Annotated in this window: 19 protein-coding genes; 18 read left to right on the forward strand and 1 reads right to left on the reverse strand. The window is 70.4% G+C overall.

The genetic code is table 11. The annotated features are described in order from the left end of the window. Positions 1 to 35: 35 nt before the first annotated feature. From JIW86_RS31545 to nusB, 7 genes are all read left to right on the forward strand, one after another. A complete protein-coding gene (locus JIW86_RS31545; RefSeq protein ID WP_406368634.1) occupies positions 36 to 518 on the forward strand; it encodes a shikimate kinase in 483 nt (160 codons plus the stop codon). After that, positions 515 to 1606 (forward strand): 3-dehydroquinate synthase, encoded by a 1092-nt coding sequence (gene aroB / locus JIW86_RS31550; protein WP_215144306.1) that lies wholly within the window; start codon positions 515 to 517, stop codon positions 1604 to 1606. Before JIW86_RS31545 ends, aroB begins: the two co-directional genes overlap by 4 nt. Beyond that, positions 1603 to 2043, forward strand: coding sequence for a type II 3-dehydroquinate dehydratase (gene aroQ / locus JIW86_RS31555; protein WP_215144304.1), 441 nt, complete (start codon positions 1603 to 1605; stop codon positions 2041 to 2043). Before aroB ends, aroQ begins: the two co-directional genes overlap by 4 nt. 96 nt (positions 2044 to 2139) lie before the next feature. Next, entirely contained in the window at positions 2140 to 2910 is a 771-nt protein-coding gene (locus JIW86_RS31560; protein WP_215144301.1) for an AAA family ATPase, read from the forward strand. Positions 2911 to 2986: 76 nt separating this feature from the next. After that, positions 2987 to 4093: an aminopeptidase P family protein gene (locus tag JIW86_RS31565; protein WP_215144299.1), complete on the forward strand. Its 1107-nt coding sequence runs from the start codon at positions 2987 to 2989 to the stop codon at positions 4091 to 4093. Positions 4094 to 4151: 58 nt separating this feature from the next. Next, entirely contained in the window at positions 4152 to 4718 is a 567-nt protein-coding gene (gene efp, locus JIW86_RS31570) for an elongation factor P (RefSeq protein WP_215144297.1), read from the forward strand. Between the two features lie 2 nt (positions 4719 to 4720). Next, positions 4721 to 5149 carry a transcription antitermination factor NusB gene (gene nusB, locus JIW86_RS31575; protein ID WP_215144295.1) on the forward strand — a complete coding sequence of 143 codons (429 nt, stop codon included), beginning with the start codon at positions 4721 to 4723 and terminating at the stop codon, positions 5147 to 5149. Positions 5150 to 5316: 167 nt separating this feature from the next. Here nusB and bldD read toward each other — a convergent pair whose 3' ends face one another. Further along, positions 5317 to 5817, reverse strand: coding sequence for a transcriptional regulator BldD (gene bldD, locus JIW86_RS31580; RefSeq protein ID WP_007263032.1), 501 nt, complete (start codon positions 5815 to 5817; stop codon positions 5317 to 5319). A 288-nt stretch (positions 5818 to 6105) separates the two neighbouring features. Between bldD and pyrR the strand changes: the two genes are divergently transcribed. From pyrR to rpoZ, 11 genes are all read left to right on the forward strand, one after another. Next, positions 6106 to 6708, forward strand: coding sequence for a bifunctional pyr operon transcriptional regulator/uracil phosphoribosyltransferase PyrR (gene pyrR, locus JIW86_RS31585; protein WP_215144293.1), 603 nt, complete (start codon positions 6106 to 6108; stop codon positions 6706 to 6708). 98 nt (positions 6709 to 6806) lie between these two features. Beyond that, entirely contained in the window at positions 6807 to 7799 is a 993-nt protein-coding gene (locus JIW86_RS31590; protein WP_215144291.1) for an aspartate carbamoyltransferase catalytic subunit, read from the forward strand. 2 nt (positions 7800 to 7801) lie between these two features. Beyond that, positions 7802 to 9088, forward strand: a complete 1287-nt coding sequence (locus JIW86_RS31595) for a dihydroorotase (RefSeq protein ID WP_257557192.1) — start codon at positions 7802 to 7804, stop codon at positions 9086 to 9088. Next, positions 9085 to 9675 carry a hypothetical protein gene (locus tag JIW86_RS31600; protein ID WP_215144288.1) on the forward strand — a complete coding sequence of 197 codons (591 nt, stop codon included), beginning with the start codon at positions 9085 to 9087 and terminating at the stop codon, positions 9673 to 9675. The genes JIW86_RS31595 and JIW86_RS31600 overlap by 4 nt, the downstream gene beginning before the upstream one ends. Beyond that, the gene (gene carA / locus JIW86_RS31605; protein ID WP_215144286.1) at positions 9672 to 10829 is read left to right on the forward strand and encodes a glutamine-hydrolyzing carbamoyl-phosphate synthase small subunit; all 1158 of its coding nucleotides are present in this window, start codon (positions 9672 to 9674) and stop codon (positions 10827 to 10829) included. Before JIW86_RS31600 ends, carA begins: the two co-directional genes overlap by 4 nt. Further along, entirely contained in the window at positions 10822 to 14130 is a 3309-nt protein-coding gene (gene carB, locus JIW86_RS31610; protein ID WP_257557195.1) for a carbamoyl-phosphate synthase large subunit, read from the forward strand. Before carA ends, carB begins: the two co-directional genes overlap by 8 nt. Before the next feature lie 78 nt (positions 14131 to 14208). Next, complete coding sequence (locus tag JIW86_RS31615; RefSeq protein WP_257557197.1) at positions 14209 to 15318, forward strand: quinone-dependent dihydroorotate dehydrogenase; 1110 nt, start codon at positions 14209 to 14211, stop codon at positions 15316 to 15318. After that, the gene (pyrF, locus tag JIW86_RS31620) at positions 15315 to 16157 is read left to right on the forward strand and encodes an orotidine-5'-phosphate decarboxylase (RefSeq protein WP_215144280.1); all 843 of its coding nucleotides are present in this window, start codon (positions 15315 to 15317) and stop codon (positions 16155 to 16157) included. Before JIW86_RS31615 ends, pyrF begins: the two co-directional genes overlap by 4 nt. Positions 16158 to 16478: 321 nt before the next feature. Continuing rightward, positions 16479 to 16802 (forward strand): integration host factor, encoded by a 324-nt coding sequence (locus JIW86_RS31625; protein WP_008740406.1) that lies wholly within the window; start codon positions 16479 to 16481, stop codon positions 16800 to 16802. A gap of 61 nt (positions 16803 to 16863) precedes the next feature. Continuing rightward, positions 16864 to 17427: a guanylate kinase gene (gene gmk / locus JIW86_RS31630; RefSeq protein WP_215144278.1), complete on the forward strand. Its 564-nt coding sequence runs from the start codon at positions 16864 to 16866 to the stop codon at positions 17425 to 17427. 73 nt (positions 17428 to 17500) lie between these two features. Continuing rightward, positions 17501 to 17773, forward strand: coding sequence for a DNA-directed RNA polymerase subunit omega (gene rpoZ, locus JIW86_RS31635; RefSeq protein WP_004948662.1), 273 nt, complete (start codon positions 17501 to 17503; stop codon positions 17771 to 17773). The last annotated feature ends 85 nt before the right edge of the window (positions 17774 to 17858 follow it).

Raw genomic sequence — 17858 nt, forward strand, 5'->3', positions numbered from 1 at the left:
GACCGAACGGACCGGTCGTCGTACTCGTCGGCCCGATGGGCTCCGGCAAGTCGACGGTCGGCGGTCTGCTCTCCGAGCGGCTCGGGATCCCCTACCGGGACACCGACGCGGACATCGTCGCCGCCGAGGGCCGGGAGATCTCCGACATCTTCATCGACGAGGGCGAACCGCACTTCCGTGAGCTGGAGCGCCAGGCGGTCGCCGCCGCCCTCGCCGAGCACACCGGAGTCCTCGCCCTCGGCGGCGGCGCGGTCCTCGACGAGAGCACGCGCGCGCTGCTCATCGGCCTGCCCGTGGCCTACCTCTCGATGGACGTCGAGGAAGCCGTCCGGCGCGTGGGCCTCGGCGCCGCGCGCCCGCTGCTGGCCGTCAACCCGCGCCGCCAGTGGCGCGAGCAGATGGACGCCCGGCGCCCCCTGTACACCGAAGTCGCGCGCGTCGTGGTGGCCACTGACGACCGCACCCCCGAAGAGGTCGCCCAGGCGGTCCTCGACGCTCTGGAGTTGAAGGACGTATGACGGACCAGGTGACGCGGATCCAGGTCGGCGCGAGCGCCGGCTACGACGCGTACGAGGTGCTGGTCGGGCACCAGCTGCTCGGCGAGCTGGGCGGCCTGATCGGCAGCAAGGCCCAGCGGGTCGCCGTGATCCACCCCGAGGCCCTGGCCTCGACCGGTGAAGCACTGCGCGACGACCTCGCCGGGCAGGGCTACGAGGCGGTCGCCATCCAGGTGCCGAACGCCGAGGAGGCCAAGACGGCCGAGGTGGCCGCGTACTGCTGGAAGGCGCTCGGCCAGTCCGGCTTCACCCGCACCGACGTCATCATCGGCGTCGGCGGGGGAGCCACCACCGACCTCGCGGGCTTCGTCGCGGCCACCTGGCTGCGCGGGGTGCGCTGGATCGCCGTGCCGACCACCGTCCTCGCGATGGTCGACGCGGCCGTCGGCGGCAAGACCGGCATCAACACCGCCGAGGGCAAGAACCTCGTCGGCGCGTTCCACCCGCCAGCCGGCGTGCTCTGCGACCTGGCGGCGCTGGACTCGCTGCCGGTCAACGACTACGTCAGCGGCCTCGCCGAGGTCATCAAGGCCGGATTCATCTCCGACCCGGTGATCCTCGACCTGATCGAGGCGGACCCGCAGGCGGCCCGCACGCCCGCCGGCCCGCACACCGCCGAACTGATCGTGCGCTCCATCCAGGTCAAGGCCGACGTGGTCTCCGGCGACCTCAAGGAGTCGGGCCAGCGCGAGATGCTCAACTACGGCCACACCCTCGCGCACGCCATCGAGAAGAACGAGCGCTACAAGTGGCGGCACGGCGCGGCCGTGTCCGTCGGCATGGTCTTCGCGGCCGAGCTCGGCCGGCTCGCGGGCCGCCTCGACGACGCGACGGCCGACCGGCACAAGGAGGTCCTCGCCTCGGTGGGCCTGCCGCTGTCCTACCGCGGCGACCAGTGGCCCAAGCTGCTCCAGACGATGCAGGTCGACAAGAAGTCGCGCGGCAACCTGCTGCGCTTCATCGTCCTCGACTCCCTGGCCAAGCCGACCGTGCTGGAGGGCCCCGACCCGGCCCACCTGATCGCCGCCTACGGCGAGGTCTCCGCGTGAGCCGCCGGGTGCTCGTGCTGAACGGCCCGAACCTGGGCCGGCTCGGCTCGCGCGAGCCCGACGTGTACGGGGCCACCTCGTACGCGGGCCTGGTGGAGAGCTGCCGCACGCTGGGCGCGGAACTCGGCTTCGACGTCGAGGTCCGCGAGACCAACGACGAGGGCCAGCTGGTGCGCTGGCTGCACGAGGCCGCCGACGGGAAGATCCCCGTGGTGATCAACCCGGGTGCCTTCACGCACTACTCGTACGCCATGCGGGACGCGGCGGCGCAGCGCACCGCGCCACTGATCGAGGTGCACATCTCGAACCCGTACGCGCGCGAGGAGTTCCGGCACACCTCGGTCATCGCCTCCGTGGCGACCGGGACCGTCGCGGGCTTCGGCATCGGGTCGTACCGGCTGGCGCTGCGCGCGCTGGCGGACGAGGTCTCCGGCTGACGTTCCGGTGACGTGACGGTGCTGGTGGACGGTGGGGTCTCCCGGGTCATATAACGTTCTCGCATCAGTCGCCGGAACGAGACGGAGTTGCACCGGATGCAGCAAGGAGTGGGGAGCGGGGGCGCGGGCTGGGGGCAGTCGGGACAGCACCCGGCAGCGCCGCCGCAGCCGCCGATACCCCCTGCGCAGGGCTGGCCGGGGACCCCGCCGCCACCGCACCCCGCGCACCCGTCCCCCATACCGCCCGTACCGCCCGTGCCGGAGGCCACCGGGCACATCCCGCTCCCGCCCGCGGTGGCGGGCACCGGGGCGGCCACCCTCGCGGTGCTGCTGATCGGCCCGGCCGGAGCGGGGAAGACCACCGTGGCCCGGCACTGGGCGAGCACCCGGCCGGTGCCCACCGCCCACGTCAGCCTGGACGACGTCCGGGAATGGGTGTGCTCGGGCTTCGCGGACCCGCAGGCGGGCTGGAACGAGCACTCCGAGGCCCAGTACCGCCTCGCCCGCCGCACCTGCGGGTTCGCCGCCCGCAACTACCTGGCGAACGGGATCTCCTGCATCCTCGACGACGCCGTGTTCCCGGACCGGCCCGTGGTCGGCCTGGGCGGCTGGAAGCGCCACGTGGGCCCCGCCCTGCTGCCCGTGGTGCTGCTGCCCGGTCTGGAGATCGTCCTGGAGCGCAACGCGGCCCGCTCCGGCAACCGCCGGCTCTCCGACGAGGAGGTCGCGCGGATCCACGGCCGGATGGCCGGCTGGTACGGCTCCGGCCTGCCGATCATCGACAACTCCCAGCTCGACGTCGAGGGCACCGCCCGCGCCCTAGACGAGGCCCTGGCACGGGCCATCACGGCGCCCCCGGCCTGGTAGCCGCAGGGCCCCGCTCCGGCCCCGTCCGGACGCGCTCACCAAGCCGGATGCGCGTGGCGCTCGTACGCTCGAAGACATGTCAGACGTGTACGCCGCCCGCCGGGGCACGCTTCGTGACCGCTGCGCCGCCGCGGGCAACGCCGCCGCGCTGATCACGAGTCCGGCGAACGTCCGCTATCTCTCGGGGGCGTCGCCCCTGGGCGCCGTACTGCTCGTCGGACCCACCGAGGACGTGCTGTTCTGCGGCAATCCGCCCACCGGTGAGGCCGACGAGGGCCGTCTCGACGAACACCTCAAGGTGTCCGTGCTGGCGAGCCCCGGCGGAGACCCGGCCGTCGCGGCCGGTGACCTGGCGGCCGCCGTACGCGCCGACTCGCTGGCCGTGGAGGAGCACCACATCACGGTGGCCCGGCACCGCGCGCTGCGCTCCGTGGCGCCCAAGCTCCGCCTCTGCGACCTCGGCAGCGCCGTGGAGCAGCAGCGCCTCGTCAAGGACGAGGAGGAGATCGCCTGCCTGCGGATCGCCGCGGAGATCGCCGACCAGGCCCTCGGCGAACTGCTGGAGTCCATCCTCGTCGGGCGCACCGAACGCCACCTCGCCCTGGAGCTGGAGCGGCGGCTCGTCGACCACGGGGCGGACGGGCCCGCCTTCCCGACCTCCGTCGGGACCGGCCCGCATTCCGGCCGCTCCCGGCACCGGCCCTCCGACCGGCGGGTGGAGGAGGGCGACTTCCTCACCGTCTGCCTCGGTGCGGGCTACCGCGGCTACCGCTGCGAGATCGGCCGCACCTTCGTGATCGGCACCACCCCCGCGGACTGGCAGATCCAGCTCTACGACCTGGTCTTCGCCGCGCAGCGGGCCGGGCGGGAGGCCCTCGTACCGGGCGCCGCGTACCGGGACGTGGACCACGCGGCGCGCTCCGTACTGGACTCCGCGGGACACGGTGAAGCCCTCGCGCCGTCGACCGGACACGGCGTGGGTCTCGAAATCGACGAGGACCCGCAGCTTGCACCTACGGCAATGGGTAAACTGGACGCTTGCGTGCCGGTCACCGTCGAACCGGGGGTTCACCTCCCGGGCCGGGGAGGTGTCCGGATCGATGACACGCTCGTCGTGCGCCCCGAGGCGGACGGCGGTCCCGAGCTACTCACCATTACGACCAAGGAGCTGCTCGCGCTCTAGCCCGTTGCCCGGGCTGTGCGCGCACCCGTGGTCTTCCAGTGCAGGAGATTCCGCAACCGTGGCTTCCACGAACGACCTCAAGAACGGCATGGTGCTCAAGCTCGACGGTGACCAGCTCTGGTCCGTCGTCGAGTTCCAGCACGTCAAGCCCGGCAAGGGCCCGGCCTTCGTGCGCACCAAGCTCAAGCACGTGCTCTCCGGCAAGGTCGTCGACAAGACCTTCAACGCCGGCACGAAGGTCGAGACGGCCACGATCGACCGCCGTGACATGCAGTTCTCGTACATGGACGGCGAGTACTTCGTCTTCATGGACATGAGCACCTACGACCAGCTGATGGTCGACAAGAAGGCCGTCGGCGACTCCGCCAACTTCCTGATCGAGGGCTTCACCGCCTCCGTCGCCCAGCACGAGGGCGAGGTGCTCTACGTCGAGCTGCCGGCCGCCGTCGAGCTGACGATCGAGCAGACCGACCCGGGCGTCCAGGGCGACCGCTCCACCGGCGGCACCAAGCCCGCCACGCTGGAGACCGGCCACGAGATCCAGGTCCCGCTCTTCGTCACCACCGGCGAGAAGGTCAAGGTCGACACCCGCACCAGCGCCTACCTCGGCCGGGTGAGCAGCTAACCGTGGCTGCCCGGAGCAACGCGCGCAAGCGCGCTTTCCAGATCCTGTTCGAGGCCGACCAGCGCGGGGTGCCCGTGCGCGAGGTCCTCGCGGACTGGATCCGCCATGCTCGGTCGGACGACCGGCAGCCGCCGGTCAGCGCCTTCACGATGGACCTCGTCGAGGGGTACGCCGACAAGGTGAACCGCATCGACGACCTGATCGTCACCTACGCCGTGGACTGGGAGCTCGACCGCATGCCGGTCGTGGACCGGAACATCCTGCGGCTCGGTGCGTACGAGCTGATCTGGGTGGACGAGACCCCGGACGCCGTGGCGATCGACGAGGCCGTCCAGCTGGCCAAGGAGTTCTCGACGGACGAGTCCCCCTCGTTCGTGAACGGGCTGCTGGCCCGCTTCAAGGAGCTGAAGCCGAACCTGCGCCGCGCCTGACCAGCGGCGGTTGAGTAAAGCGGAGGGCCCGCAGCGCATGCGCTGCGGGCCCTCCGCTTTACTGCCGCTTGCCCCGGCCCGGTCGGGCCGTGCCCAAACGGAACCGGCGGGTGACAGGGAGCCTTCGCAGGCTTCCCGGCACCCGCCGGTAAACGTTTCTGCTGGGACTAGATGTCCTCGTGCGCCACGGCGCGACGGGCATCCGCGTCCAGCACGCCCCAGCTGATCAGCTGCTCGGTCAGCACCGAGGGGGACTGGTCGTAGATGACGGCCAGGGTGCGCAGGTCGTCCTGGCGGATCGACAGCACCTTGCCGTTGTAGTCGCCGCGCTGGCTCTGGATCGTCGCCGCGTAGCGCTGGAGCGGGCCGGCCTTCTCGGCGGGCACGCCCGCCAGGCGCTCCAGGTCGAGGCGCAGCTTCGGCGGCGGCTCGGCCGCTCCGCCCGGAGTCGTGCCCGGCAGCAGTTCCTGCACCGGCACCCCGTAGAAGTCCGCCAGCTCGGCAAGACGCTGCACGGTTACGGCACGGTCCCCGCGCTCGTAAGAACCGACGACCACGGCCTTCCACCGGCCCTGGGACTTCTCCTCGACACCGTGGAGGGAAAGGCCCTGCTGGGTGCGGATGGCGCGGAGCTTGGCCCCGAGCTGTTTGGCGTATTCGCTGGACATAACGCTCCCGGACGCTGTGACGCTGTGACTACATGAACACTGCGACTACGTAACCTCATGCGGCTCCGCCGCGCGGCTGGTAACTCACTGTGAGGTTACGCAGCGTTACTTGGGTGCGTCAAGCCGAATGGTCTCCATCGCCCCCTTAAGAGCGGCCCCAGAGGCCTCGTGAGGGCCTCTGGGTCACAGCCCCGGTGCGGTTCACCGGCCACCCCCTGGTACCGTGGGACACGTACATCAGACGTCCTTTAAGGTCCGTCCCGTGAGGCGGAGAAGGAGGTCCTTTTCATGGACGCTCAGAACACGGCTCGCCTTGCCGAGCCCACCGATGACTCCGACGCCATGCGCCCCGTGCTGGAGGCGCAGGACATCGCCCGGGTCCTGACCCGCATCGCCCACGAGATCGTCGAACGCGCCAAGGGCGCCGACGACGTGGTGCTCCTCGGCATCCCCACCCGCGGTGTGTACCTCGCCCGCCGGCTGGCCGCCAAGCTCGAAGAGATCACCGGCACGAAGATCCCGGTCGGCTCCCTCGACATCACGATGTACCGCGACGACCTGCGCATGAAGCCCGCCCGCGCGATCGGCCGCACCGAGATCCCCGGCGACGACCTCGACGGCCGCCTCGTCGTCCTCGTCGACGACGTGCTCTTCTCCGGCCGCACCATCCGTGCCGCCCTCGACGCCCTCGGCGACCTCGGCCGCCCCCGTGCCGTACAGCTCGCCGTCCTCGTCGACCGCGGCCACCGCGAGCTGCCGATCCGCGCCGACTACGTCGGCAAGAACCTCCCCACGTCGCTGCGGGAGACCGTCAAGGTCCAGCTCCAGGAGGAGGACGGCCGTGACGCCGTGCTGCTCGGCCAGCGGACCGCCCAGGCAGCCGGGCAGTAGTCCGTACGAGTGAACCGGGCCTCCGCGGGGGTCCGCGCCGAAGTCTGCCCTGCCTGACCTCCAGCCTGCCTGCCCTCCTGACCTACGGAGCCATCCAGATGAAGCGCCACCTCATCTCGGCCGCCGATCTCACGCGCGACGACGCCGTCCTGATCCTCGACACCGCCGAGGAGATGGCCCGCGTCGCGGACCGGCCGATCAAGAAGCTGCCCACCCTGCGCGGCCTCACCGTCGTCAACCTCTTCTTCGAGGACTCGACCCGGACCCGGATCTCCTTCGAGGCGGCCGCCAAGCGGCTCTCCGCCGACGTCATCAACTTCTCCGCCAAGGGCTCCTCGGTTTCCAAGGGCGAATCCCTGAAGGACACCGCCCTGACCCTCGAGGCCATGGGCGCCGACGCCGTCGTCATCCGCCACCACGCCTCCGGCGCCCCCTACCGGCTCGCGACCTCCGGCTGGATCGACTCCGCCGTGGTCAACGCCGGCGACGGCACCCACGAGCACCCCACCCAGGCCCTGCTGGACGCCTTCACCATGCGCCGCCGCCTGGTCGGCCGCGACGCCGGCCTCGGCAAGGACCTGAACGGCCGCCGCATCACCATCGTCGGCGACGTCCTGCACAGCCGGGTCGCCCGCTCCAACGTCCAGCTGCTCCACACCCTCGGCGCCCAGGTCACCGTGGTGGCCCCGCCGACGCTGGTCCCGATCGGCGTCGAGAGCTGGCCGTGCGAGGTCTCGTACAACCTGGACGAGGTGCTGCCGAAGTCCGATGCGGTGATGATGCTGCGTGTGCAGCGCGAACGCATGAACGCCGCCTTCTTCCCGACCGAGCGCGAGTACTCCCGCCGGTACGGGCTCGACGGCGACCGCATGGCGAAGATGCCCGAGCACGCCATCGTGATGCACCCCGGCCCGATGAACCGCGGCATGGAGATCACCGCCGGGGTCGCCGACTCAGACCGCTGCACGGCCGTCGAGCAGGTCGCCAACGGCGTCTCCACCCGGATGGCCGTCCTGTACCTCCTGCTGGGCGGATCCGAGCCCGCCGTCACCACCACGCCCGCCGCCGCCCGTACCGAGGAGAGCAAGTAACCATGAGCAAGATCCTGATCCGTGGCGCGAAGGTACTCGGCGGCGAGGCGAAGGACGTCCTGATCGACGGCGAGACCATCGCCGAGGTCGGTACGAACCTGTCGGTCGAGGGCGCCACCGTCATCGAGGCCGAGGGCCAGGTCCTCCTCCCCGGCCTCGTCGACCTGCACACCCACCTGCGCGAGCCCGGCCGCGAGGACTCCGAGACCGTCCTGACCGGCACCCGCGCCGCCGCCTCCGGCGGATTCACCGCCGTCTTCGCCATGGCGAACACCTTCCCGGTCGCCGACACCGCCGGCGTCGTCGAGCAGGTCTGGCGCCTGGGCAAGGAGTCCGGCTACTGCGACGTGCAGCCCATCGGCGCCGTCACCGTCGGCCTGGAGGGCAAGCAGCTCTCCGAGCTGGGCGCCATGCACGACTCCGCCGCCCGCGTCACCGTCTTCTCCGACGACGGCAAGTGCGTCGACGACGCCGTGATCATGCGCCGCGCCCTGGAGTACGTGAAGGCCTTCGGCGGCGTCGTCGCCCAGCACGCCCAGGAGCCCCGCCTGACCGAGGGCGCCCAGATGAACGAGGGCGTCGTCTCCGCCGAGCTGGGCCTCGGCGGCTGGCCGGCCGTCGCCGAGGAGTCGATCATCGCCCGCGACGTCCTCCTCGCCGAGCACGTCGGCTCCCGCGTGCACATCTGCCACCTCTCCACCGCCGGCTCCGTCGAGATCGTCCGCTGGGCGAAGTCCCGCGGCATCGACGTCACCGCCGAGGTCACCCCGCACCACCTGCTCCTCACCGACGAGCTCGTCCGCTCGTACAACGCGGTCTACAAGGTCAACCCGCCGCTGCGCACCGAGAAGGACGTGCTGGCCCTGCGCGAGGCGCTCGCCGACGGCACGATCGACATCGTCGCCACCGACCACGCCCCGCACCCGCACGAGGACAAGGACTGCGAGTGGGCCGCCGCCGCCATGGGCATGGTCGGCCTGGAGACCGCGCTCTCCGTCGTCCAGCAGACGATGGTGGAGACCGGACTGCTCGACTGGGCGGGTGTCGCCGAGCGGATGTCCTTCGCCCCGGCCCGCATCGGCGGCCTGGAGAACCACGGCCGTCCCGTCTCGGCAGGTGAACCCGCGAACCTGACCTTGGTCGATACCTCGTACCGTGGTGTCGTGGACCCCGCACACTTCGCCTCCCGCAGCCGCAACACGCCTTACGAGGGCCGTGAGCTGCCGGGTCGCGTCACTCACACCTTCCTGCGGGGCCGGGCAACGGTCGTGGACGGGACGCTGGCGTGACACCTGCAGTAATCCAACTGGCCGCCGAGGCCGCCGAACGACAGTCGGCGGAGGTGACCTCTTTCGGCGCCCGCATCGCGTGGGTGATCGGGCTGGTCGTCTTCATCGCGTTCGTGTACTGGCTGATGCGGCAGGGCTGGAAATGGCGCGGCGCCCTGCAGAACGACCTGCCGGAGCTGCCCGCCGCCCCCGACGGTCTCCCCGAGCACCGGCTGGCCCTGACCGGCCGGTACCACGGGTCCACCACCGCCGGGCAGTGGCTCGACCGGATAGTCGCCCACGGGCTGGGTCTGCGCAGCCGGGTCGAGCTCACGCTCACCGACGCGGGCCTCGACGTGGTCCGTCCGGGGGCCAACGACTTCTTCGTACCGGCCGCGCAGCTGCGCGGCGCCCGCCTCGACAAGGGAATCGCGGGCAAGGTACTCACCGAGGGCGGTCTGCTCGTCGTCACCTGGGCGCACGGTGACAAGCTGATCGACTCCGGATTCCGCTCCGACCGTGCGGCCGAGCACGCCGCCTGGGTCGAGGCGATCAACCTCATGAACTCATCCGACTCATCCATCACGACGGAAGGCGCCGAACGATGACGACCTCCACCAGGGGAGCAGCCAAAGCTCCCGCCGTACTTGTCCTGGAGGACGGTCGGATCTTCCGCGGCCGCGCCTACGGCGCCCACGGGGAGACCTTCGGCGAGGCCGTGTTCTCCACCGGCATGACCGGCTACCAGGAGACCCTCACCGACCCGTCGTACCACCGCCAGGTCGTCGTGATGACCGCCCCGCACGTGGGCAACACCGGCGTCAACGACGAGGACCCCGAGTCCTCCCGCATCTGGGTGTCCGGGTACGTCGTACGCGACCCCGCCCGCGTCCCCTCCAACTGGCGCTCCCGGCGCTCGCTGGACGAGGAGCTGGTCAAGCAGGGCGTCGTCGGGATCTCCGGCATCGACACCCGCGCCCTGACCCGCCACCTGCGCGAGCGCGGCGCCATGCGCGTCGGCATCTTCTCCGGCAACGCGATCGCCGACGACGGCATGCTGCTCGCCAAGGTCCGCCAGGCCCCCGAGATGAGCGGCGCCGACCTCTCCGCCGAGGTCGCCACCAAGGAGACGTACGTCGTCCCCGCCATCGGCGAGAAGAAGTTCACCGTGGCCGCCGTCGACCTCGGCATCAAGGGCATGACCCCGCACCGGATGGCCGAGCGCGGCATCGAGGTGCACGTGCTGCCCGCCACCGCCACCCTCGAGGACGTGTACGCGGTCAACCCGGACGGCGTGTTCTTCTCCAACGGCCCGGGCGACCCGGCCACCGCCGACCACGCGGTCTCCGTCATGCAGGGCGTCCTGGAGCGCAAGACCCCGCTCTTCGGCATCTGCTTCGGAAACCAGATCCTGGGCCGCGCGCTCGGCTTCGGCACCTACAAGCTGAAGTACGGCCACCGCGGCATCAACCAGCCCGTCCAGGACCGCACCACCGGCAAGGTCGAGATCACCGCGCACAACCACGGCTTCGCCGTCGACGCGCCCCTCGACAAGGTCTCCGAGACCCCCTACGGCCGCGCCGAGGTCTCGCACGTCTGCCTCAACGACAACGTGGTGGAAGGCCTCCAGCTGCTCGACCAGCCGGCCTTCAGCGTCCAGTACCACCCCGAAGCGGCCGCCGGCCCGCACGACGCCGCGTACCTCTTCGACCGCTTCACGTCTCTGATGAACACCGCCCCGATGGAGGCCGAGCGTGCCTAAGCGCACCGATATCCAGTCCGTCCTGGTCATCGGCTCCGGCCCGATCGTCATCGGCCAGGCCGCCGAGTTCGACTACTCCGGCACCCAGGCCTGCCGCATCCTCAAGGCCGAGGGCCTGCGGGTCATCCTGGTGAACTCCAACCCCGCGACGATCATGACCGACCCGGAGATCGCCGACGCCACGTACGTCGAGCCGATCACCCCCGAGTTCGTCGAGAAGATCATCGCGAAGGAGCGCCCCGACGCGCTGCTCCCCACCCTCGGCGGCCAGACCGCGCTGAACACCGCCATCTCCATGCACGAGCAGGGTGTGCTGGAGAAGTACGGCGTCGAGCTCATCGGCGCCAACGTCGAGGCCATCAACAAGGGCGAGGACCGCGAGCTCTTCAAGGGCGTCGTCGAGGCCGTCAAGGCCAAGATCGGGTACGGCGAGTCCGCCCGCTCGGTCATCTGCCACACGATGGACGAGGTCATCGCGGGCGTCGACACCCTCGGCGGCTACCCCGTCGTCGTGCGCCCCTCCTTCACCATGGGCGGCGCCGGCTCCGGCTTCGCCCACGACGAGGAAGAGCTGCGCCGCATCGCCGGCCAGGGCCTCACGCTCTCCCCGACCACCGAGGTGCTCCTGGAGGAGTCCATCCTCGGCTGGAAGGAGTACGAGCTGGAGCTGATGCGCGACACCAAGGACAACGTGGTCGTCGTCTGCTCCATCGAGAACTTCGACCCGATGGGCGTCCACACCGGTGACTCCATCACCGTCGCCCCGGCGATGACGCTCACCGACCGCGAGTACCAGCGGCTGCGCGACATCGGCATCGCGATCATCCGCGAGGTCGGCGTCGACACCGGCGGCTGCAACATCCAGTTCGCGATCGACCCGGTCGACGGCCGCGTCATCGTGATCGAGATGAACCCGCGCGTCTCCCGCTCCTCGGCGCTCGCCTCGAAGGCGACCGGCTTCCCGATCGCCAAGATCGCCGCCAAGCTGGCCATCGGCTACACGCTCGACGAGGTCCCCAACGACATCACCGAGAAGACGCCGGCCTCCTTCGAGCCGTCCCTCGACTACGTCGTGGTCAAGGCCCCGCGCTTCGCCTTCGAGAAGTTCCCGCTCGCCGACGCCACCCTCACCACCACCATGAAGTCGGTGGGCGAGGCCATGGCCATCGGCCGCAACTTCACCGAGGCCCTCCAGAAGGCCCTGCGCTCCCTGGAGAAGAAGGGCTCGCAGTTCACCTTCGTCGGCGAGCCCGGCGACAAGGCCGAGCTGCTGGCCACCGCGGTCCGCCCGACCGACGGCCGCATCAACACCGTCATGCAGGCCATCCGCGCCGGCGCCACCCAGGAAGAGGTCTTCGAGTCCACGAAGATCGACCCCTGGTTCGTCGACCAGCTCTTCCTCATCAAGGAGATCGCGGACGACCTGGCCGCCGCCGACAAGCTCCACCCCGAGCTGCTCGCGGAGGCCAAGCGCCACGGCTTCTCCGACGCCCAGATCGCCGAGATCCGCGGCCTGCGCGAGGACGTCGTCCGCGAGGTCCGGCACGCGCTCGGCGTCCGCCCGGTCTACAAGACGGTCGACACCTGCGCCGCCGAGTTCGCCGCGAAGACCCCGTACTTCTACTCCTCGTACGACGAGGAGAGCGAGGTCGCCCCGCGCGAGAAGCCCGCGGTCATCATCCTGGGCTCCGGCCCGAACCGCATCGGCCAGGGCATCGAGTTCGACTACTCCTGCGTCCACGCCTCCTTCGCGCTCAGCGACGCGGGCTACGAGACCGTGATGGTCAACTGCAACCCGGAGACCGTCTCCACCGACTACGACACCTCCGACCGCCTGTACTTCGAGCCGCTGACGCTCGAGGACGTGCTGGAGATCGTCCACGCCGAGTCGCTGGCCGGCCCCATCGCCGGTGTCATCGTCCAGCTCGGCGGCCAGACCCCGCTGGGTCTCGCCCAGGCGCTCAAGGACAACGGCGTACCGGTCGTCGGCACCTCGCCCGAGGCCATCCACGCCGCCGAGGACCGCGGCGCCTTCGGCCAGGTCCTCGCCGACGCCGGCCTGCCCGCCCCCAAGCACGGCACCGCCACCACCTTCACGGGTGCGAAGGCCATCGCCGACGAGATCGGCTACCCGGTCCTCGTCCGCCCGTCGTACGTGCTCGGCGGACGCGGCATGGAGATCGTCTACGACGAGGCGCGGCTGGAGTCGTACATCGCCGAGTCCACCGAGATCTCCCCGACCCGCCCCGTGCTGGTCGACCGCTTCCTCGACGACGCCATCGAGATCGACGTCGACGCCCTCTACGACGGCACCGAGCTCTACCTCGGCGGCGTCATGGAGCACATCGAGGAAGCCGGCATCCACTCCGGCGACTCGGCCTGCGCCCTGCCCCCGATCACCCTCGGCGGCTACGACATCAAGCGCCTGCGCGCCTCCACCGAGGCGATCGCGAAGGGCGTCGGGGTCCGCGGCCTGATCAACATCCAGTTCGCGATGGCCGGCGACATCCTCTACGTCCTGGAGGCCAACCCGCGCGCCTCCCGGACCGTCCCCTTCACCTCGAAGGCGACCGCCGTCCCGCTCGCGAAGGCCGCCGCCCGCATCTCGCTCGGCACCACCATCGCCGAGCTGCGCGCCGAGGGCCTGCTGCCGAAGACCGGCGACGGCGGCACCCTGCCGCTGGACGCGCCGATCTCCGTCAAGGAGGCCGTCATGCCGTGGTCGCGCTTCCGCGACATCCACGGCCGCGGCGTGGACACCGTCCTCGGCCCGGAGATGCGCTCCACCGGCGAGGTCATGGGCATCGACTCCGTCTTCGGCACGGCGTACGCCAAGTCGCAGGCCGGCGCCTACGGCCCGCTGCCCACCAAGGGCCGCGCGTTCATCTCCGTCGCCAACCGCGACAAGCGCTCGATGATCTTCCCGGCGCGCGAGCTCGTCGCCCACGGCTTCGAGCTGCTCGCCACCTCCGGCACCGCCGAGGTGCTGCGCCGCAACGGCATCAACGCCACCGTGGTGCGCAAGCTCAGCGAGGGCGAGGGCCCGAACGGCGAGAAGACCATCGTCCAGCTGATCCACGACGGCCAGGTCGACCTGATCGTCAACACCCCGTACGGCACCGGCGGCCGCCTCGACGGCTACGAGATCCGCACGGCGGCCGTGGCGCGCAGCGTCCCGTGCCTGACCACGGTCCAGGCGCTCGCCGCGGCCGTCCAGGGCATCGACGCGCTCAACCACGGCGACGTGGGCGTCCGCTCCCTCCAGGAGCACGCGGAGCACCTGACCGCGGCCCGCGACTAGCAGCCCGTACGAAAGGGGGGCACCGGCACAGCGACCGGTGTCCCCCCTTTCATGAGCGCATAAGGGATATTTCGGACGATGTACAAACTGTTCTTCAACCTCGTCTTCAAGCGCATGGACCCGGAGCAGGCCCACTACCTGGCCTTCCGGTGGATCCGCCTCGCAGCCCGCGTCCCGGTGCTGCGGACCTTCGTCGCGGCCTGGCTCGCCCCGCGCTTCAAGGAACTGCGCACCGAGGCCCTCGGCCTGCGGATGCACGGCCCCTTCGGCCTCGCCGCGGGCTTCGACAAGAACGCGGTCGCCATCGACGGGATGTCGATGCTCGGCTTCGACCACATCGAGATCGGCACCGTCACCGCCGAGGCGCAGCCGGGCAACCCCAAGAAGCGGCTGTTCCGGCTGGTGCCGGACCGCGCGCTGATCAACCGCATGGGCTTCAACAACGAGGGCTCGGCGGCCGTCGCCGCCCGCCTGGCCGCCCGTACGCCGGTCTTCAACACGGTGGTCGGCGTCAACATCGGCAAGACCAAGGTCGTGCCCGAGGAGGAGGCGGTGGCGGACTACGTCGCTTCGACCGAGCGCCTCGCCCGGCACGCCGACTACCTCGTCGTGAACGTCTCCTCGCCCAACACCCCCGGGCTGCGCAACCTCCAGGCGACGGAGTCGCTGCGCCCGCTGCTGTCGGCCGTACGCGAGGCCGCCGACCGGGTGGTGACGGACCGCAGGGTCCCGCTGCTGGTCAAGATCGCCCCGGACCTGGCCGACGAGGACGTCGACGCGGTCGCGGACCTGGCCCTGGAGCTCGGCCTGGACGGCATCATCGCGACGAACACCACCATCGCCCGCGAGGGCCTCGGGCTGACGTCCTCGCCCGAGCTGGTCAAGGAGACCGGCGGCCTGTCCGGCGCCCCGGTCAAGGCGCGCTCCCTGGAGGTCCTGCGCCGCCTGTACGCCCGTGTGGGGGACCGGCTGGTCCTCGTCGGCGTCGGGGGCGTCGAGACCGCCGAGGACGCCTGGCAGCGGATCCTGGCCGGCGCGACGCTGGTGCAGGGCTACAGCGCCTTCATCTACGAGGGCCCGTTCTACGCCCGCGCCATCCACAAGGGCCTGGCGGCGCGCCTGGCCAACAGCCCGTACGCGACGCTCGCCGAAGCAGTGGGCGCCGAGACCCGAAAGGCCGCGAAGTGAGCACTGTGACCCCGTTCGGCACCCGCCTCCGCGAGGCGATGGACTCCCGCGGCCCGCTGTGCGTGGGCATCGACCCGCACGCGGCGCTGCTGGCGCAGTGGGGCCTGGACGACGACGTCGCGGGCCTGGAGCGGTTCTCCCGTACGGTCGTCGAGGCGCTGGCGGACTCGGTGGCGGTCTTCAAGCCGCAGGCGGCCTTCTTCGAGCGGTTCGGCTCGCGGGGTGTCGCGGTGCTGGAGCAGACGGTCGCGGACGCCCGTTCCGCGGGCGCGCTGGTCGTGATGGACGCGAAGCGGGGCGACATCGGCTCGACGATGGCGGCGTACGCCTCGGCCTTCCTGGATCCCGCCTCCCCGCTCTTCTCCGACGCGCTGACGGTGTCCCCGTACCTGGGCTACGGCTCGCTGGAGCCCGCGGTGGCGCTGGCGCGCGAGTCGGGGGCGGGGCTCTTCGTGCTGGCCCTGACCTCGAACCCGGAAGGGGCGGAGGTCCAGCGGGCGGTGCGGTCGGACGGCCGGTCGGTCGGGGCGACGATGCTGGCGCACCTGGCGGAGGAGAACAAGGGCGCCGAGCCCATGGGCTCCTTCGGGGCCGTGGTCGGCGCCACGCTGGGCGACCTGTCCTCCTTCGACCTGGACATCAACGGGCCGCTGCTGGCCCCCGGCATCGGCGCGCAGGGCGCGACGGCGGCCGACCTGCCGGCGGTCTTCGGCGCGGCCGTGCGCAACGTCGTCCCGAACGTGTCGCGGGGCGTTCTGAAGCACGGCCCGGACATCGCGGCCCTCCGTGCCAGCGCGGCCGCTTTCGCGGACGAAATCCGCGCGGCCGTCTCCGCTTAGCGCCCGCACGGTCGCCGCGGCACGCGGATTCGGCGCGTTCAAGGACGCCGTCGGACGGGCCCATCGGAAGGTTTGACGAAATTCGAACGTCCTTCACCGGACAAAACAGGGGTATTTTGTCCGTGATGTACGGTTCAGTGGAGGCTGACCAGGACTTTTCGTCCGTTCTCGCTGACTGGAGCGGCCATGCCCGCTAGTCTCCGATCAGAGTGAACGAGCAGCGAACGAGTAATACCGCTGTTCGGGAGCTCGCCTGGTGTGGTGCCCTTGGGCTCCCCACCGGTCCGTATCCGACAGTTCGACATCCGAGGTGACGTAGGCGTGGCTCTTCCGCCCCTTACCCCTGAACAGCGCGCAGCCGCGCTCGAAAAGGCCGCCGCGGCTCGCCGGGAGCGGGCCGAGGTGAAGAATCGACTCAAGCACTCCGGCGCCTCCCTCCAGGAGGTCATCAAGACGGGCCAGGAGAACGACGTCATCGGCAAGATGAAGGTCTCCGCCCTGCTGGAGTCCCTGCCTGGCGTGGGCAAGGTGCGCGCCAAGCAGATCATGGAGCGCCTCGGCATCTCCGAGTCCCGGCGTGTCCGAGGTCTCGGTTCCAACCAGATCGCTTCTCTGGAGCGTGAGTTCGGCACCCCTGCCGGCTGACGCGTCGCCCGGAGTTCTTCCGGCGTTCTCATGCAGTCCCGGGAACCTGGATAATCGCTCTATGGCAGCAGAGGTTCGTCCGCGGCTGACCGTGCTCTCCGGCCCTTCGGGGGTCGGCAAGAGCACGGTCGTCGCGCATATGCGCAAGGTCCACCCGGAGGTATGGCTCTCGGTGTCGGCCACCACCCGCAAGCCGCGGCCCGGTGAGCGACACGGAGTCCACTACTTCTTCGTCAACGACGACGAGTTCGACAAGCTGATCGCCAATGGCGAGCTGCTGGAGTGGGCCGAATTCGCGGGCAACCGCTACGGCACACCCCGCGGCGCGGTACTGGAACGCCTGGACAACGGCGAGCCGGTACTGCTGGAGATCGACCTCCAGGGCGCACGGCTCGTCCGCGAGTCCATGCCCGACGCCCAGCTGGTCTTCCTGGCCCCGCCGAGCTGGGACGAACTGGTCCGCCGGCTGACCGGCCGGGGCACCGAATCGGCCGAGGTCATCGAGCGCAGGCTCGAGACGGCGAAGATCGAACTCGCTGCCGAATCCGAGTTCGACACCACCCTCGTCAACACCTCCGTCGAGGACGTAGCCCGTGAGCTGCTAGCCTTGATGAACGTTGTCTGATCGTCGATCGATGTTTCTGAGTCGATCAGTACCCGATCGCTTCGATCTTTTTCCCATCTTCGGAAGGTAGAGCGTGTCCTCTTCCATTACTGCGCCCGAGGGCATCATCAACCCGCCGATCGACGAGCTGCTCGAGGCCACGGACTCGAAGTACAGCCTCGTGATCTACGCGGCCAAGCGCGCGCGTCAGATCAACGCGTACTACTCGCAGCTCGGTGAGGGCCTGCTCGAGTACGTCGGCCCGCTGGTGGACACCCACGTCCACGAGAAGCCGCTTTCGATCGCGCTGCGCGAGATCAACGCGGGTCTGCTGACCTCCGAGGCCATCGAGGCCCCGGCTCAGTAAGGCACCGAGAATTCCTTTCACCACAGGCCCGGCAGAACATCTGCCGGGCCTGTGGTGTGTCATGGGTAGGTACGAGGATCAGAGC

It is taken from the genome of Streptomyces sp. NBC_00162 (assembly GCF_024611995.1).
In the GTDB taxonomy this organism is placed as follows: domain Bacteria; phylum Actinomycetota; class Actinomycetes; order Streptomycetales; family Streptomycetaceae; genus Streptomyces.

Bases quoted from the DNA above. Each gene is read 5' to 3' on its own strand.
- JIW86_RS31545 (WP_406368634.1), top strand. From the start codon at position 36: ATGGGCTCCGGCAAGTCGACGGTCGGCGGTCTGCTCTCCGAGCGGCTC.
- JIW86_RS31595 (WP_257557192.1), top strand. From the start codon at position 7,802: ATGAGCAAGATCCTGATCCGTGGCGCGAAGGTACTCGGCGGCGAGGCG.
- pyrR (WP_215144293.1), top strand. From the start codon at position 6,106: ATGGACGCTCAGAACACGGCTCGCCTTGCCGAGCCCACCGATGACTCC.
- carA (WP_215144286.1), top strand. From the start codon at position 9,672: ATGACGACCTCCACCAGGGGAGCAGCCAAAGCTCCCGCCGTACTTGTC.
- JIW86_RS31565 (WP_215144299.1), top strand. From the start codon at position 2,987: ATGTCAGACGTGTACGCCGCCCGCCGGGGCACGCTTCGTGACCGCTGC.
- JIW86_RS31615 (WP_257557197.1), top strand. From the start codon at position 14,209: ATGTACAAACTGTTCTTCAACCTCGTCTTCAAGCGCATGGACCCGGAG.
- JIW86_RS31590 (WP_215144291.1), top strand. From the start codon at position 6,807: ATGAAGCGCCACCTCATCTCGGCCGCCGATCTCACGCGCGACGACGCC.
- JIW86_RS31560 (WP_215144301.1), top strand. From the start codon at position 2,140: ATGCAGCAAGGAGTGGGGAGCGGGGGCGCGGGCTGGGGGCAGTCGGGA.
- gmk (WP_215144278.1), top strand. From the start codon at position 16,864: ATGGCAGCAGAGGTTCGTCCGCGGCTGACCGTGCTCTCCGGCCCTTCG.
- aroB (WP_215144306.1), top strand. From the start codon at position 515: ATGACGGACCAGGTGACGCGGATCCAGGTCGGCGCGAGCGCCGGCTAC.
- bldD (WP_007263032.1), bottom strand. From the start codon at position 5,817: ATGTCCAGCGAATACGCCAAACAGCTCGGGGCCAAGCTCCGCGCCATC.